Genomic DNA, 16,161 nt, shown 5'->3' with positions numbered 1-16,161 from the left:
TTTGTTACCCTCGTAAGTTCTAAACCATAGTTGCTCGTACAGTCGAACCAAGATCGATGTCGAGTCAGTATACGGGATCCCAACCGGGCCCGCGAGGGCCCGCGGGGACGACGCCGGGGGGCGAGCGACCATGAGCGACGGCGTGGACTACTTCGAGCGCCTCGTCGACGAGGACGCGCTCCGCCGCTACCTCGCGGCCGAACTCGGCGAGGCCGACGCGTACGAGGTCAGCCACCACGCGGAGGGTCACTCCAACGAGACGCTGTTCGTCACCTGGGGCGACCGGGAGCTCGTCGTCCGTCGACCGCCGCCGGGCGAGACCGCTGACACCGCCCACGACGTGCTCCGCGAGTACCGCGTGCTGGACGCGCTGCAGGGGACCGACGTCCCCATCCCGGAGCCGGTGCTCGCCTGCGAGGACCACGCCGTCCTCGGCAGCGACTTCTACGTGATGGAGAAGGTCGCCGGCGACGTCCTCCGCGACGCGGAGCCCGAGCGGTTCGGGACTCCCGAGGCTCGCCGGCGGGTCGGGGAGGAGCTCGTCGACACGCTCGCGGAGATCCACACGCTCGAGTACGCGGCCGTCGGCCTCGACGAGTTCGGCCATCCACCGGGCTACACCGAGCGCCAGGTCGACCGCTGGCAGCAGCAGATCGCGTGGGCCACCGAGCGAACCGCCGCGGAGCGCACCGTCCCGGCGCTGGCCGAGGTCGGCGAGTGGCTCGCCGAGCACTGCCCCGAGGCGCACGAGCACACCCTCGTCCACGGCGACTACAAGCTCGACAACGTGCTGTTCGCCCCGGGGACGCCGCCGGAACTCGCCGCGGTGATGGACTGGGAGATGGCGACGCTCGGCGACCCACTCGCGGACCTCGGCTGGATGCTCTCCTACTGGCGCGACCCCGGCGACCCCGAGCCCGCGACGCCGGAGCTGACGGCGACGTTCATGGAGGCCGACGGCTACCCGACCCGCCGCGAGCTCGTCGAGCGGTACGAGGCTGCCACCGGGATCGAGTACGAGCAGGACCGCTTCTATCGCGCGCTCGCCGTTTATAAGCTCGCGGCCCTCGGCGAGATGTTCTACCGGCGCTACCTCGAGGGCAACAGCGACGACCCCATGTACCCCAAGATGGAACAGCGCGTGCCCGCGCTCGCCGAGCGCGCGCAACGGATCATCGACGGCGACGAACCGCTCTGAGCCGGGCGGGTCTTCCTCCCTCATCCCCTAACAACAGTTACTCCAAGTCGGTTTATATCCACTACTGTTCTGTTTATCCCGGTTTTATTTTACAGCGATAAGGATCCTCCGGTGGAGTTAAGTTCCGAGCTACCGATCAGCGGTCCGTATGACAATTTCTGACGTGCAACGCGTGACGGTGCTCGGTGCCGGCAACATGGGCCACGGCATCACGGAAGTGGCCGCGATGGCCGGCTACGACGTGACCATGCGCGACGTCGAGGAAGAGCTCGTCGCGGACGGCTACGAGGACGTCCAGTGGAGCCTGGAGAAGCTCGAGGAGAAAGGCCGCCTCGACGAGCCGGCCGCGGAGATCCTCTCGCGGATCGACACGGAGGTCGACCTCGAGACCGCCGTCGCCGACGCCGACCTCGTCGTCGAGGCGGCGCCGGAGCGGATGGACTTAAAAAAGGAGATATTCAGCGACCTCGACGCGTACGCGCCCGACGACGCCCTCCTCGCGTCGAACACCTCCAGCCTGAGCATCACGGAGATGGCGTCGGCGACCGACCGCCCCGAACAGGTGCTCGGCCTCCACTTCTTCAACCCGCCCGTGAAGATGGACCTCGTCGAGGTCATCTACGGCGACGAGACCAGCGACGAGACGGCGGAAACGGGCTACGCGTTCGTCGAGTCGCTCGGCAAGACGCCCATCTACGTCCGGAAGGACGTTCGCGGCTTCGTCGTCAACACCGTCCTCGGTCCCTTCTCGGCCGAACCCGCGTGGATGGTCTCGAACGACGAGGCGACGATCCGGCAGGCCGACGCGGCGATGGTCCACCGGCGCGGCTATCCGATGGGCCCCTTCGAGCTCGCGGACCTCACCGGCATCGACGTCGGCTACCACGTCCGGAAGGAGGCGGGCACACCCATCCCGCCGATCATGGAGGCGAAGGTCGAGGCCGAGGAGCTCGGTCGCAAGACCGGCAAGGGCTACTACGACTACGAGGACGGCGACGGCGCGGACTACGAGCCCGGCGACGGCGAGGGCTTCGACACCCTCCGCGTCGAGGCGCGGATGATCAACGAGGCCGCCTACCTCGTCGGCGACGACGTCGCGACGCCGGAGGAGATCGACACGGGCGTCAAGCTTGGCCTCGGCTTCCCGGAGGGGATCTGCCGGCGCGCGGACAAGATCGGCCTCGACGCAGTCCTCGAGAAGCTCGAGACCCTTTACGAGGAGACCGGCGACGACCGCTTCGCACCCGACGACTACCTCGTCGAACTCGTCGAAGCGGGCCGCACCGGCGAGGACGCCGGTGCCGGGTTCCACGAGTACGACACCGGCGGCGACGGCCCCGGCGACTACCGCCTGCTGAACTACGAGCTCGACGACGACGGCCTGCTGGAGATCGAGCTCGACCGCCCGGAGCGCATGAACGCGCTCTCCGGCGACCTGCTCGGCGAGATCGACGACCTGCTCTCCGCGGTCGACGTCGACGACGTGCGCTGTGTGACCTTCGAGGGCGCGGGCGACCGCGCGTTCAGCGCCGGCGCGGACATCGGCGGCTTCGCGGAGCTCGACGCAACCGACGCGATGGACGTGACGCCCGCCTTCGAGACGGTCAACGACTTCGACCGCCCGACGATCGCGAAGGTCGACGGCTACTGTCTCGGCGCGGGCCTGGAGCTCGCCTTGGCCTGCGACCTCCGGATCGCGACCGAGGGGTCCGAGTTCGGCGCGCCGGAGATCGGCCTCGGGCTCATTCCGGGCGGCGGCGGCACGCAGCGGCTCCTCCGCCTGCTCGGGGAGACCCGCGCGAAGGAGCTGGTGTTCCGCGGCAACCGCATCGACGCCGAGCGCGCCGCGGAGTGGGGCCTCGCCAACCGCGCCGTCCCGGCCGAGGAGTTCGACGAGGTCGTCGGCGAGTTCGTCGACGACGTCGTGGAGGGCCCGCCGATCGGCCTCAAGGTGGCGAAGACGGTGATGAACGAGGGCGCGGACGCCAGCCTCGACGCCGCCCTCGCCATGGAGAGCCAGGGCTTCGGCCTCCTGATGAGCACGGAGGACGTCCGCGAGGGCACCGCCGCGTTCCGCGAGGACCGCGAGCCCGAGTTCCGGGGCGAGTGAGCCGATGAGCGAGAACGGCTCCGCGGCGCGCGCCGGCGACCTGTCGGCCTCGAAGGTCGCCGACCTCCAGGCGTTCGTCGATTCCCACGAGTTCCTCTCGTGGCTCGGCGTCACCGTCGAGGCGGTCGAGCACGGCCGGATCGTCATGGCGATCCCGCACGACGAGAAGCTGCTGAACCCCGCGCCGGGCAGCGAGAGCGTCGTCCACGGCGGCGTGACGGCGTCGCTCGTCGACACGGCGAGCGGCTTCGTCCTCCGGACCACCTTCGAGGACCCCGGCGCCGCGCGGCTGACGACGACGGACCTCGACGTCTCGTACCTCCGACCCGCGACCGGCGACCTCCGGGTCGAGGCCGAGGTCGTCCGCGCGGGCGGGTCGATGGGCGTCACGCGGGCGACGGTGACGAGCGAGGGGTCAGACGGCGAGCGCCGTGAGGTCGCCGTCGGCTCCACGAGCTACCGGCTGTTCCGGGAGGAGTCGCCGTGAGCCGCGACTTCGCGGACCTGGAGGTCGGCCACACGGTGACGACGCCGACGCGGACGATCACCGAGGCCGACGTGACGAACTTCGCGGGCGTGAGCGGCGACTTCAACCCGTTGCACACGAGCAAGGCGGCGGGCCGGGACTCCGCGTTCGGCGAGCGGGTCGCCCATGGCGCGCTGATCTTCTCCCTGATGACCGGCCTCCTGCGTCGTGTGCGGGACGAGCGCGCGGCCGTGGTGGCCTTCTACGGCGTCGACGAGCTGCGATTCACGGGGCCGACGACGATCGGCGAGACGGTCCACGTCGAGTCCGAGCTGGTCGAGAAGGAGCCACGCGACCACCCGACAGCGAACGGTATGGTCCGGTACGAGACGGAGGTACTGAAGGAGAACGGCGAGGTCGTGCTCACCTGCGAGCTGCTCTCGCTGGTGAAGTAGCCGGGTTTCGGGCTACTCGTTCGTCTTCCCGTTCAGCCCCTCGAAGATCTCGGGGTCTGTCCGGAACTTCAGGACGTTGTGGATGACGGAGTTGCGGATGTTGGCGATGACGTCGCCGTGTTCGCGGTAGAACTCGTGGATCCAGCGGGACTCGTCCTCGCGGCTCGGGAACATCATCACCGTCTTCCACTGGTACTCCCCGTCCGAGAGGAAGTAGAACAGCGTGTGCGGGTCGTCGCGGATGTACTCCATCGCGTCCCGCCAGCCCTCCTCGAAGTTCGAGGGGTTGAACTTGAACTCGAAGAGGCCGAAGATGTAGTACTCCTCGTTGGGGATGATCGCCTCCCGGAACACGCCCTCGTTGCGCATCTCGCGGATCGACTCGCTGACGGTGACGTGGGAGACCTCGATGTCGTACTCCTCGGCGAGGATCGTCGTGAGCTCCCGCGAGGAGAGCTGCGGGTTCCGGGTGAGCTCCCGGAGGATCGCGATGTCTCGATCCTTGAAGTCCCAGTCGGGGGAATCGCTCTGGTCGCTCATAGTGGTGGTTCTCGGGACCGTTTAATCAGGGTTCCCCTTCCGCGAGGAACGACGTGAGTCGGTCGCGATACGCCTCGGTCCGGTCCTCGACGACCCAGTGGAACGCCTCGCTGAGCCGCGAGAGCTGTGCGTCCTGCAGGTCTTCGGCCAGCCGCTCCGCGTACGAGACCGGCTGGAGCACGTCGTCGTCGCCCCAGAGCAGCAGCGTCTCCGCCGTGATGGCCCCGTAGTCGATCTCCGTCGTGTGGCTGGTGTTCGTCGCGGCCGCGTTCCGCGAGAGCGACACGCGGCCCTCCTCGGAGTCCCAGGGCGCCTTCATGCCCTCGACGAACTCGGGGTTCGGATCGTCGCCGTAGAGGCCGTCACCGAACGCGTAGTCGAGCTTCGCCTCGACGCCCTCGGCGCCGAGTTCCTCGATAGTCGCGGGGAGCCCGAGGTCGTTGATGAACTCGACCGGCCAGGAGTCGTAACAGACCGCGTTCGACACGACAAGCTGGTCGACGGCATCGGGATTGTGTGCGGCGTACCGGAGCGCCACGCCGCCGCCGATGTCGTGAGCGACGAGCGTCACGGGGCCGTCGACGAGCTGGCCGAGCAGGTCGTCGAGCATCGCCTCCTGGGCGCGGATCGACCGGTCGAAGCCGTCGTGCATGGCCGAGTTGCCGTAGCCGACCAGGTCCGGCGCGATGACGCGGCGGTCCTCGGCGACGACCGGCGCGACGTCCCGCCAGAGGAACGACCACGTCGGGATGCCGTGGAGGAACACGACCGTGGGTTCGTCGCCGTCGCTGGCGCCGTCACCCGCGCTCGCCCCATCTTCGGGCCCCGACTCGTAGTACGCCACCTCGAGGTCGTGGCCGTCGACGGTGACCGCGGTGCGGTCCTGTCGGTCGCTCCAGGTGTCGTGGTCGACCATTACTGTAGGATGTTGTCGGCGATGATGTTCTTCTGGATCTCGCTGGTCCCCTCGTAGATCTTCGTGATGCGCGCATCGCGGTAGTAGCGCTCGACCGGGTGGTCGGTGACGAAGCCGGCGCCGCCGTGGACCTGGATCGCCTCGTCGGCGACGTCGACGGCGTGCTCGCTGGCGAACAGCTTCGCCATGCTCGCGAACTTCGTCGCGAGCTGGTCGTCGCCGCCCTGCACGTACGAGCCCGCCCGGTAGGTGAGCGAGCGCGCGGCCTCGATGTTCGTCGCCATCTCCGCGAGCTTGTGCTGGATAGCCTGGAAGTCGCTGATCTGCTGGTCGAACTGCTCGCGCTCGCCGGCGTAGTCGAGCGCGGCGTCGAGCGCGGCCTGTGCTGCACCCACGGCCTGGCTCGCGACGCTCACGCGGCCGCTCGCGAAGAAGTCCATCAGCTGGTAGAAGCCCTTGTTCTCCTCGCCGATGAGGTTCGCCTCGGGGATGCGGACGTCGTCGAACAGCAGCTCGGCGAGGTCGGAGGCGCGAATGCCGAGCTTGTTGTTGATCTTCTCGGCGGTGAGTCCCTCGGCGTCGGTCGGCACGAGGAACGCGCTGATCCCCTTGCGACCGGCGCCCGGGTCGGTCTTGGCCATCACGACGGCGACGTCGGCGACGGTGCCGTTCGTGATCCACATCTTGTTGCCGTTGATCACCCACTCGTCGCCATCCTTCTCGGCGCGCGTCTCCATCCCGGCAACGTTGGAGCCGTGGGCCGGTTCGCTGATCGCGCTCGCACACGCGGACTCGCCCGAGGCGATCCTCGTGAGCCACTCCTCTTTCATCCACTCGTCACCGTACTTGTTGATCATGTTGGAGCCGAACCCGCGGCTCCCGATGGCGCTCCCGATGCCGGGGTCCGCGCGCCAGAGTTCCTCCGTGATGATCGTCGAGGAGAGCGTGTCCATGCCCGCGCCGCCGTACTCGCGGGGGATGTTCGGGGCGATGAAGTCGAGGTCGGCCGCCTTCTGGACGAGGTCGGCGGGGTACTTGCGCTCCTCGTCGTGCTCGCGGGCGATCGGCCGGATCTCCTCCTCGCCGAACTCGCGAACGGCCTCCCGAATCGCCTGCTGCTCGTCTGACAGTCGAAATGCCATACGCCACAATAGGCTTCCAATAAAAAGTATTTTCGGAGAAGTGCGAACAGTGTTAAGATCGAAGAGATGGCGACGGCGTGGAAACGTCGCGAGCGACCGCCGCCGACGGCCAGCTACTCGGCGCCGCCGAGCCGCTACTCGGGGGCGCCGGCCCGCTACTCTGGGCCGGCGGCCGACAGTTCGGCGAAGCGGCGCTCGACGGACCCCCCGAAGGTCTCGCGGTCGACGGCCGCGTGTTGCATTCGGCCCGTCGCCACGATGCCGGCATCGTCCGTGACCGTCGCCGTGGCGACGACCTGGTCATTCTCCTCGTCGACCGCCTCGATCTCGACCGTCACCTCGACCTCGCCGCCGGCGGGCGTCGGTGCGCGATGGTCACACTCGACCTCGGAGCCGACGACGCGATAGCCGTCCGGGAGGTGTGGCGTCACCGCGTCCCGGACGGTGCCCTCCATACACCCAATGATCTCGGGCGTGGCGACGACGTCGACGCCGTCGACGATGGTCTGGGGCTCGAAGCGACCGACCGGCCAGGTTTCCGAGAACTCGAGCCCGGGGGAGATGTTCGACAGCGGCGACGGCGACTGCTCGTCCGCCATCGATCACGCGGACTGCTCGCGCTCGCGCAGCTCGAACTTCTGGACCTTGCCGGTCGTCGTCCGCGGGAGCTCCTCGACGAACTCCACCTCGCGCGGATGCTTGTACTCCGCCAGGTTGTCGAGACAGAACTGCTTGAGCTCCTCCCCGGTCACGTCGCTGTCTGGCGTCCGGACGACGAAGGCCTTCACCGTCTCGCCGCGGCGCTCGTCCGGGATCCCGACCACGGCGACGTCGGCGACGGCGTCGTGCTCGAAGAGCAGCTCCTCCACCTCGCGCGGGTAGACGTTGTAGCCCGCGGTGTTGATCATGTGTTTCTTCCGGTCGACGACGTAGAAGAAGTCGTCCTCGTCCCAGTAGCCGATGTCGCCGGTGTGGAACCAGCGCGTGTCCCCCTCCTGGGTGAACGCCCCCTCGTTGGCCTCCGGGAGCTTGTAGTACCCCTTCATCACGTTCGGGCCGGCGACGACGAGTTCGCCGGTGAGCTCGTCGAGGTCGTCTTCGTCCTCGACGGGCCCCCGCTCCACGCGCTCGACCTCGTTGAAGTCCTCGTCGACGATCTTCGACTGCACGCCGGGGAGCGGCTTCCCGATGCTGCCGACGCGCCGCCCCTGGCTCGGCGAGTTGAAGTGGGTGACGGGGCTCGTCTCCGTGAGCCCGTAGCCCTCGTACACCTTCACGTCGTAGAGGTCCTCGAACTGCCGGAGGACCTCGACGGGGATACCGGACCCGCCGACGCCCGCCATGCGGAGCGAGGAGAGGTCGAATTCCGCGGCGCCGGGCTGGTTGATGACGTCGTTGTACATTGCCGGGACGCCGTGCATCATCGTCAGCTCCTCGTTCTCGATGAGGGAGACGGCCTGCTGGGCCTCCCAGGAGGGAAGCGGGTAGTAGGCGCCGCCGTTGAACAGCGTCGCGTTCATCACGACGGTCATGCCGTAGATGTGGAACAGCGGGAGCACGCCGAGCTGCTTGTCGCTCGGCTGGATGCCGTTCGGCACCAGGTCCGCGGCGGTCTTCGCGTTCGACGTGAGGTTGTGGTGGGTGAGCTGGACCCCCTTCGGCTGGCCCGTCGTCCCGCTCGTGTACGGCTGGACGGCGACGTCGTCGTCGTCGCGCTCGACGACGTCGACCGTCTCGTCCGCGAGGAACGCCTCGAAGTCGACGCCGGCGTCGGCCTCCTCGCCGACCGTGACGACGTGTTCGACGTCAGTGTCGTCGCGAACCTCCTGGACGAACGGGACGAGGTCCGACAGCGTCACCACGACCTTCGCCTCGCTGTCGTCGAGCAGGTGGCCGATCTCGCGGGCCTTGTACTGCGGGTTCATCGGGACGACCGTCCCGCCGGCGCGCAGCGTGCCGTGGAAGGCCGTCACGAACTGGGGCACGTTCGGGAGGTAGATCGCGACGCGGTCGCCCTCGCCGACCCCGCAGTCGCGGAGCGCGGCCGCGAACTGGCCGGTCCGGTGCCAGAACTCCTCGTAGGTCGTCTCCCGCCCGTCCGCCGCGAGCGCGACCTGGTCCGGGTGGTCACTGGCGGCCGATCGTACGTTCGTGGCAAGGTTTACCATCGTGATTATTAATGTGAGTCACCCCCCTAAAACGTTCCCCACGTGAAAACCGATTTTACCGATTCTGTCCCGAACTGCTAACAACTGAAGCGAAGTTTCTGAGTAAATTAACGCTGAAAGAGGTCGTCGCCGCGGATGCCAACCCGACTGCGTGGCTGGCGTCCTGCGATCAGCCGCCGAGGTACGCTTCCCGGATGTAGTCGTCGCCGCGGAGCTCGTCCGGGTCGCCCTCGCGCTCGAAGCGACCGTTCTCGAGCAGGTAGACCCGTTCGGCGTGGTCCATCGCGAAGGTGACGTTCTGCTCACAGAGCACCACCGTGACGCCCGACTCGCGGATCTCCTCGATCCCCTCGCTGATGTCGTCCAGGATGACCGGCGCAAGCCCGAGCGTCGGCTCGTCGAGCAGCAGCAGGTCGGGGTCGCTCATCAGCGCGCGGCCGATGGCGAGCATCTGCTGTTCGCCCCCGCTCATGGTGCGAGCATCCTGTTGCTTCCGCTCCTCCAGCGTCGGGAACAGGTCGTAGACGAACTCGAGGCGCTCCTCGATGCCCTCGCGCTGGCGGTAGGCGCCCAGCGAGAGGTTGTCGGCGACGCTCATGTGGCCGAACAGGTCCCGCGTCTCCGTGCAGTGGATCAGTCCCGCCGAGACGAGGTCGCTCGCCGACGACTCGCTGACGTCCGCGCCCTGGTAGGTGATCGACCCCTCGAAGTCGACGTGGCCGGAGACGGCGTCCGCGAGCGTCGACTTCCCGGCCCCGTTCGGGCCGATGATAGCGACGATCTCGCCGTCGTCGACGTGGAAGTCGACGCCGCGGAGGGCGGCGACCTCACCGTAGGAGACGCTGAGGTCGTCGGCGCGCAGGACCGTCTCCGCGTCCCCCGTCGAGTCCCCGTCCGCTGCCCCCGACGCAGCCGCGTCGTCGTCGGCGACGTTGCGTCCGGTGCTCATAGCGAATCACCTCCCAGGTACGCCTCCTGCACGCGCTCGTTCGCCTTGATCGCCTCCGGTGGCCCCTCGGCGATCTTCGACCCGAACTGGATGACGACGCCACGGTCGATGAGCGAGAGCAGCCCGCGCATGTTGTGGTCGACGACGACGAGGGTGATCCCGTCGTCGCGGAGCGCCTCCAGCAGCTCTGAAACCTCCGCGACCTCCTGATTCGAGAGGCCCGCGAAGGGCTCGTCGACCAGCAGGAGGTCCGGGTCGGTCGCGAGGGCCCGAGCGATCTCCAGCCGGAGCAGCCCGGCGTGAGGGAGCTCGCCCGGATGCTGCTCCAGGCGATCGCCCAGCCCGACGCGCTCGCAGATCTGCCGGGCGCGCTCTCGGGTCTCCCCGCGGAGTCCCGATAGCGACGCGACACGATCCGGAATGAGCGCGAGCGCGACGTTGTCGACGATCGACCGGTCCTCCAGCGGGCGGAACGACTGGAACGTCCGCGCAAGCCCGCGCTTGACCATCTCGTAGGCGGGCTCGTCGGTGACGTCCTCCCCGCGGTACCACACCGTCCCGTCGGTCGGGGGGTAGGTGCCGGTGCCGCAGTTGAACGTCGTCGACTTCCCCGCCCCGTTCGGGCCGATGAAGCCGAGGATCTCCCCCTCCTTCACCGCGAAGGAGAGGTCGTCGACGGCGGTCAGCCCGCCGAACTCCTTGGTCAGCCCGTCGAGGACGAAGATCCCGTCGTCCGGGCCCAGGTCCTCGTCCGTCGGCATCGCCTCGTCCGTGGTGGAACTGTCAGTGCTCATTGTCGACCTCCGTCGTCGTTCGTCTCGTCGAGGCGCTCGTCGACGCCTTCGCGCTCGGTCGTCCGCCGGTTCCGGGTCGCGTCGTTCGTCCCGCCGCCGTCCCGGGACGCGAGCCGGTCCCGGTAGTCCGCGAGCGTCGCGACGACCGGGCCGCGGCCGCCGTCAGTGACGGCGGGCCCGCCCTCGTCGTCGCCGCCCTCGCGCTTTCGGCTGTCCAGTGCGCGCCGGCCGTTCCGGATCGCCCAGCGGAGCGCCCCGCCGGGGAGGACGAACAGCAGCGCGAGGGTGAAAAGCGAGAACAGCAACAGGTCCAGGTCCGAGACCGGGGCGCCGACCACCGGCACCGTCCAGCTCAGGCCGCTGAGGAAGTCCCGGAACAGGTAGAAGAACAGGCCGCCGACCGCCGGGCCGACGATGGTCCCCATCCCGCCGAGGATGCTGGCGATGATCACCTCGATGCTGACGGTGAGCACCAGCAGCTGGCTGGGCTGGGGGTTGCCGACCGGCGTGTGGACGAACATCGCGCCCGCGAGGCCGCCGACGGCGGCGCTGAGCACGAACGCGAAGATCTTGAACTTCGCCGGGTTGAGCCCGGCGGCAGCGACCGCCTGCTCGTCCTCGCGGATCGCCGTCAACACGTCGCCGGCGTCCGACCGGGTCACCGCGAGCAGGGCGGCCAGCACGCCGACGAACAGCCCGAAGGCGATGTAGTAGTGCGCCAGGATGGTCGTCGGGAAGCTCTCGAAGGCGACGAGGCTCTCCGGGCTGGAGAGGCCGAGCTCGCCACCGAACGTGTCGCTGAACACGATGAACACCTGGAGCAGGATGAGCGGCGCCACCAGCGTGATCAGCGAGAGGTACGGCCCCTCGAGTCGGAGCGCGGGCACGCCGATGACGACGCCGGCGACGGCTGCCAGCACCATGCCGACGAGCACGGCGAGCCACGGCGAGAGCCCGAGCTCCAGGTTCAGCAGCGCGGAGGTGTACCCCCCGACGCCGAAGAACAGGCCGTGCCCGAAGCTGATCTGGCCCGTGTAGCCGGAGACGACGTCCCAGCTCATCGCGAACACGGCAAAGTAGAGCGCGCCGATCAGCTTCAGCGTGAACAGCGGGTCGGCGCCGAACGGCAGCAGGGCGATACCGACCAGGCCGACGAGCCCGAGCTGCTGGCGCAGCGGGAGCGCCCGCGGGTCGAGCACGTCGCGGTACGACAGTCCGTGGGGTTGTGTGTCCGACATTGTCAGGCCTCCGTGAGTTCGCGGCCGAACAGGCCCTCGGGGCGCACGAGCAGGACGACGACCAGGACGACCAGCGACGCCAGCCCGCTCATGCTCGAATCGACGTACGATACGGTGAACACCTCGAGGAAGCCGATGAGGTACGCGCCGACGACGCTGCCCCGGATCGAGCCGATGCCGCCGAGCACGACGATGGAGAAGGACAGCACGAGCGGCTGGCGCCCCATCGCCCAGCTCGCGGTGGTGAAGGAGCCGAGGAACACGCCGGCGACGCCGGCCAGCGCGCCCGCGAGCACCCACGTGTACAGGTACATGCGGTTGCTCTCGATGCCGACGAGCGCGGCCCCCTTCGTGCTCATGCTCGTCGCGAGGATCGCCTTCCCCGTCTGGGTGTAGTTCGTCGCGACGATGAGCCCGCCGATGAGCACCCACGAGAGGAGGAACGCGAGGAACTGGTTCGCCTGGACGCTGATCCCGGCGAACGCGAGCTGGCCCGGGATCAGCGAGGGGATCGCCTTCGGCTGGGTCCCCTCGACGACGATGAAGAACTGCTCTATCGAGATCGCCGTGACGAGCGAGAGGATCATCACCATGATCGGCTCGTCTTGCACCCAGCGGATCAGTCCCAGGTAGAGGACGGCGCTGAACAGGCCGGCGACGACGAGTGCCGCCACCGTTCCGATCCAGATGTTCAGCCCGAGGGCAGTCGTCGTGTAGTACGCCGCGAAGGCGCCGACGGTGAGCGTCGCCCCGTGGGCGAGGTTCAGGACGCCGCCGACGCCGAAGATGAGCGTGAACCCCGTCGCGACCAGCGCGTACAGGGCGCTGATCATGACGGCGTTGATTATCGTGGTAAGTAGATCAACCATAGTTGGAGAGCGTGGGCCGGGTGGCTACACCCAGGGCGGCTTCTCGTACTCCGTCGTCGCGACGTCGTCCGGCCAGATGGCCTCCTGGACGCCCTCGTCGTCGGACGCCTGCCACTGGAGCCAGACGGGCCAGGCCTTCTCGGGGCCGTACTTCACGTCGTGGGGGTACTCGTGGTCCTTCCCGTAGTACTCCAGCGAGTCGGTCGTCGTCCCCGTGAACGAGCTGTCCTCCAGCCCCGAGACGACCTCGTCCGCGTTCGTCGTCCCCACGTCCTCGACCACGGCGGCGTACTGCTTGACGGCGTCGTACGTGGCGTAGCCCGTGTAGATCGGGTACTGGCCGTTCGCCTCCTTGTACGCCTCGGCGTACGGCTTCGTCTTCTCGGTGAGCTCGCTGGTCGGCGTCGCCGTGGTCTGGGTGACCGTGTAGCCCGCGGCGCCCTTGGTGGCCTCGTAGTAGGTCGGGAACTGCAGCGGGACGTGGATCCCGCCGAACTCGAATGGGCGCTGTTCCTTCGCCCACTGGACGACCGCGGCCGTCCCGGTGTGGGCCATCACGACGTAGACGGCGTCGACGTCGGCGTTCTCGACCTCGTCGTAGATGGGCGAGAAGTTCTCCGTGCCACTGGCGTACCGCTTGTTGATCGGCACGTCGACGCCGACCTCCGAGAGCGCGCCGTCGAGGGCCTCCGAGATGGGTTCCGTCCACTTGTAATCCTCCGCGAGGACCGCGACGGAGTCCCAGCCCATGTCGCCGAACTGCGCCTCCGCGAAGTCGACCATGTTCTCCCCGAGGTAGTGGGAGTTGACCGGGCCGGTCCGGAAGTAGTACTTGAACTGCTCGTAGTCCTCCGCGACTTGCTTCGTCGTCTCCGGCGTCGCCGAGCCGGCGTTGAGGTGCACCGTCTGCTGCTGGGCGATGCTGCCCATCAGGTTGAGCATGACCTCGCTCGTGAACACGCCCGTCGTCAGGTCGACCTCCTCGCCGACGGTGAGCTCCTGGTACTTCGTCTTCCCTGTCGACGGGTCCTCCTTCGTGTCCTTGACGATCACTTCGACGTCCGCGCCGGCGATGCCGTCGTCGGCGTTGAGCTCCTCCGCAGCCAGCTCCGCCGAGTTCGCGATGGAGGCACCGATCGGGTTGTTCTCCGGCTCCGGCGCGAGCACGCCGATCTTCACCGTGTCGCCGACGCCGCCGTCCCCGCCGCCGTCCCCGCCGTCCCCGCTGCCGCCGTCTCCGCCGTCCCCGCCCGTGCAGCCGGCCAGTGACGTGGCCGCGACGCCGGCACCGGTTGCCTGGAGAAACCGCCGCCGGTCGACACCGTCAGCCACCGACGTTATCTTATCAATGTTTTCTACTTGGGAAGTTTTCTTACCATCTCCCCCTACATTCTCCGAACTCTTATCATCGTTAACCATGGATGTGGGTACCCGTTTCCACAACGACCCACATAAATGTGTGGGACAATAGCACACAACGAGGTCGGTTGCCGTCGCGAACCTCCCGCTCCGGATTGTGAGGAGCGGAATTGTTAACGGGTTTCATGCCCGTGCCCGTTCCATGGCTGGCGACTCGTCCACTGGCGCGGACCTGTTCCTCGAAACGCTCGAGCAGTACGGCGTGACCCACGTCTTCGGCAACCCGGGGACGACGGAGCTGCCCGTGATGGCCGCGATGGACGACGCGGACCTCGAGTACGTCCTGGGGCTCCACGAAGACGTGGCCGTGGGGATGGCCGCCGGCTACGCGAGTACGCGACGGTACCACGCCCATCACGACGAGTCGGTCCTCCCCGTCGGCGTCGTGAACCTCCACATCGCGCCCGGGCTCGCGCACGGGCTCGGTAACCTCTACGGCGCGAGCGTCGCCGGCGCGCCGCTGGTCGTGACGGCGGGCAACCACAGCACGGACTTCCGGCACGAGGAGCCGATCCTCCACGGCGAGCTCGTCGAGATGGCCGACCAGTTCACCAAGTGGAGCGCGGAGGTGCAGGACGTGGAGACGCTCCCGACGATGCTCCGCCGGGCGTTCCGCGTCGCGCTCACGCCGCCAACCGGCCCCGTCTTCCTCTCGCTGCCGCTCGACGTGATGACCGCGGAGACGGACGCCGAGCCCGAACGCCTCGGCGAGATCCCGGACGGCGGCCGCGGGGATCCGGCGCAGGTGCAGCGCGCGGCGGAGCTCCTCACTGCGAGCGACAGCGGGGGAGGGTCCGAACCCGATGGCGACTCCGGGCCCGAGGACGTCGCCCTTGTCGTCGGCGACGGCGTCGCGCGCTCGGGCGTCGACGCCGTCGAGGCCGCCGTCGACTTCGCCGAGGCCGCCGGCGCGCGCGTGCACGGGGAGATCCTCGCCTGCGAGGTCGACTTCCCGACGGCCCACGACCAGTGGGTGTCGTACCTCCCGCCGGACGAGACGCTCGCGGCGCGGCTCATGGACGCGGACACCATCGTCTTCGCGGGCTGCTCGACGAACACGACGCTGACGCGCCACGAGGACGAACTCGTCTCGGCCGACACCACCTGCATCCACGTCAGCGACGACGCCTGGGAGGTGGGGAAGAACCAGCCGGCCGACGCGGCGGTCGTCGGCGACCCCGGCCACGTGCTCGGGGAACTCGCCGAGGAGCTCCGCGCGGCGCTACCAAACGCGGCGCGCGACGCCCGGCTCCAGCAGGTCGGCGCTGTCAAGGACCAAGTGCAGGCACAGCTGAGCAGTGACGACGACAGTGAGAGCGACGATCCGCGAGCCTCGAAGCCGGAGCTCGTCGACGCGATGTACGAGGCCGCGCCGGACGCGTACGTCGTCGACGAGAGCATCACGGCGAAGTACGCGATGTTGACCCGGTGGCCGTTCGAGCCCGAGCAGTACGTCTCGAACAAGGGCGGGGGGCTCGGCTACGGGCTCCCGGCCTCGGTCGGCGCCGCCATCGCCGAAGGCCAGCGGGCGGAGCCGCGCGACGTCATCGGGTTCGTCGGCGACGGCTCCTACCTCTACTACCCGCAGACGCTCTACTCGGCGGCGCGCCGGGACGTCGACCTCACGGTCGTCGTCCCGGACAACCGCAACTACCGGATCTTAAAGGACAACACGCTCGACCTGTTCGGAGGCGAGGAGGACGACTACGGGTTCGTCGGCATGGACTTCGAGCCGCCGGTCGACGTCCCGAAGAACGCCGAGAGCCACGGCGCTCGCGGGCAGCAGGTCGAGGACCCGGCCGCGATCGCCGACGCCATCGCGGCCGCCGTCGACCGCGACGGCCCCGACGTGCTGGACGTGCTGGTCCACGACTGACTCCGCGGGCAGAAACGGTTC

At 68.4% G+C, this 16,161-nt stretch carries 15 protein-coding genes; 5 read left to right on the top strand and 10 right to left on the bottom strand.

Features of this window, described 5'->3' with window-relative positions; all coding sequences use genetic code 11:
• The first annotated feature begins 130 nt into the window (after positions 1 to 130).
• From ACQE3M_RS06120 to ACQE3M_RS06105, 4 genes are all read left to right on the top strand, one after another.
• Entirely contained in the window at positions 131 to 1,198 is a 1,068-nt protein-coding gene (locus ACQE3M_RS06120; protein WP_430504583.1) for a phosphotransferase family protein, read from the top strand.
• A 148-nt stretch (positions 1,199 to 1,346) separates the two neighbouring features.
• Complete coding sequence (locus tag ACQE3M_RS06115) at positions 1,347 to 3,308, top strand: 3-hydroxyacyl-CoA dehydrogenase/enoyl-CoA hydratase family protein (RefSeq protein WP_430504582.1); 1,962 nt, start codon at positions 1,347 to 1,349, stop codon at positions 3,306 to 3,308.
• Positions 3,309 to 3,312: 4 nt separating this feature from the next.
• Positions 3,313 to 3,795 (top strand): PaaI family thioesterase, encoded by a 483-nt coding sequence (locus tag ACQE3M_RS06110; protein ID WP_430504581.1) that lies wholly within the window; start codon positions 3,313 to 3,315, stop codon positions 3,793 to 3,795.
• Positions 3,792 to 4,229 carry a MaoC/PaaZ C-terminal domain-containing protein gene (locus ACQE3M_RS06105; RefSeq protein ID WP_430504580.1) on the top strand — a complete coding sequence of 146 codons (438 nt, stop codon included), beginning with the start codon at positions 3,792 to 3,794 and terminating at the stop codon, positions 4,227 to 4,229. The genes ACQE3M_RS06110 and ACQE3M_RS06105 overlap by 4 nt, the downstream gene beginning before the upstream one ends.
• A gap of 12 nt (positions 4,230 to 4,241) precedes the next feature.
• Here the strand turns inward: ACQE3M_RS06105 and ACQE3M_RS06100 are convergent, their stop codons facing one another.
• The 10 genes from ACQE3M_RS06100 to ACQE3M_RS06055 all read right to left on the bottom strand — a co-directional run bounded on the left by ACQE3M_RS06100 (position 4,242) and on the right by ACQE3M_RS06055 (position 14,177).
• On the bottom strand, positions 4,242 to 4,769 hold the full coding sequence (locus ACQE3M_RS06100) for an Lrp/AsnC family transcriptional regulator (protein ID WP_430504579.1): 528 nt from the start codon (positions 4,767 to 4,769) through the stop codon (positions 4,242 to 4,244).
• 25 nt (positions 4,770 to 4,794) lie between these two features.
• Positions 4,795 to 5,685, bottom strand: coding sequence for an alpha/beta fold hydrolase (locus ACQE3M_RS06095; RefSeq protein WP_430504578.1), 891 nt, complete (start codon positions 5,683 to 5,685; stop codon positions 4,795 to 4,797).
• On the bottom strand, positions 5,685 to 6,827 hold the full coding sequence (locus ACQE3M_RS06090) for an acyl-CoA dehydrogenase family protein (RefSeq protein ID WP_430504577.1): 1,143 nt from the start codon (positions 6,825 to 6,827) through the stop codon (positions 5,685 to 5,687). Before ACQE3M_RS06090 ends, ACQE3M_RS06095 begins: the two co-directional genes overlap by 1 nt.
• A gap of 155 nt (positions 6,828 to 6,982) precedes the next feature.
• Entirely contained in the window at positions 6,983 to 7,426 is a 444-nt protein-coding gene (locus ACQE3M_RS06085) for a thioesterase family protein (RefSeq protein WP_430504576.1), read from the bottom strand.
• A 3-nt stretch (positions 7,427 to 7,429) separates the two neighbouring features.
• The gene (locus ACQE3M_RS06080) at positions 7,430 to 8,995 is read right to left on the bottom strand and encodes a long-chain-fatty-acid--CoA ligase (RefSeq protein ID WP_430504575.1); all 1,566 of its coding nucleotides are present in this window, start codon (positions 8,993 to 8,995) and stop codon (positions 7,430 to 7,432) included.
• A 169-nt stretch (positions 8,996 to 9,164) separates the two neighbouring features.
• On the bottom strand, positions 9,165 to 9,944 hold the full coding sequence (locus ACQE3M_RS06075; RefSeq protein WP_430504574.1) for an ABC transporter ATP-binding protein: 780 nt from the start codon (positions 9,942 to 9,944) through the stop codon (positions 9,165 to 9,167).
• Positions 9,941 to 10,738 carry an ABC transporter ATP-binding protein gene (locus tag ACQE3M_RS06070; protein WP_430504573.1) on the bottom strand — a complete coding sequence of 266 codons (798 nt, stop codon included), beginning with the start codon at positions 10,736 to 10,738 and terminating at the stop codon, positions 9,941 to 9,943. Before ACQE3M_RS06070 ends, ACQE3M_RS06075 begins: the two co-directional genes overlap by 4 nt.
• The gene (locus ACQE3M_RS06065) at positions 10,735 to 11,976 is read right to left on the bottom strand and encodes a branched-chain amino acid ABC transporter permease (RefSeq protein ID WP_430504572.1); all 1,242 of its coding nucleotides are present in this window, start codon (positions 11,974 to 11,976) and stop codon (positions 10,735 to 10,737) included. The genes ACQE3M_RS06070 and ACQE3M_RS06065 overlap by 4 nt, the downstream gene beginning before the upstream one ends.
• Before the next feature lie 2 nt (positions 11,977 to 11,978).
• A complete protein-coding gene (locus ACQE3M_RS06060) occupies positions 11,979 to 12,845 on the bottom strand; it encodes a branched-chain amino acid ABC transporter permease (protein ID WP_430504571.1) in 867 nt (288 codons plus the stop codon).
• 24 nt (positions 12,846 to 12,869) lie between these two features.
• Entirely contained in the window at positions 12,870 to 14,177 is a 1,308-nt protein-coding gene (locus tag ACQE3M_RS06055; protein ID WP_430504570.1) for an ABC transporter substrate-binding protein, read from the bottom strand.
• Between the two features lie 229 nt (positions 14,178 to 14,406).
• Between ACQE3M_RS06055 and ACQE3M_RS06050 the strand changes: the two genes are divergently transcribed.
• Entirely contained in the window at positions 14,407 to 16,140 is a 1,734-nt protein-coding gene (locus ACQE3M_RS06050) for a thiamine pyrophosphate-binding protein (RefSeq protein ID WP_430504569.1), read from the top strand.
• Positions 16,141 to 16,161: the final 21 nt, after the last annotated feature.

The organism is Halosubterraneus shenae (assembly GCF_050510935.1).
Classification (GTDB): domain Archaea; phylum Halobacteriota; class Halobacteria; order Halobacteriales; family Haloferacaceae; genus JBDGPU01.
Note: the sequence above shows the minus strand (reverse complement) of the source record. Positions and strands in the feature narration are given on the sequence as shown.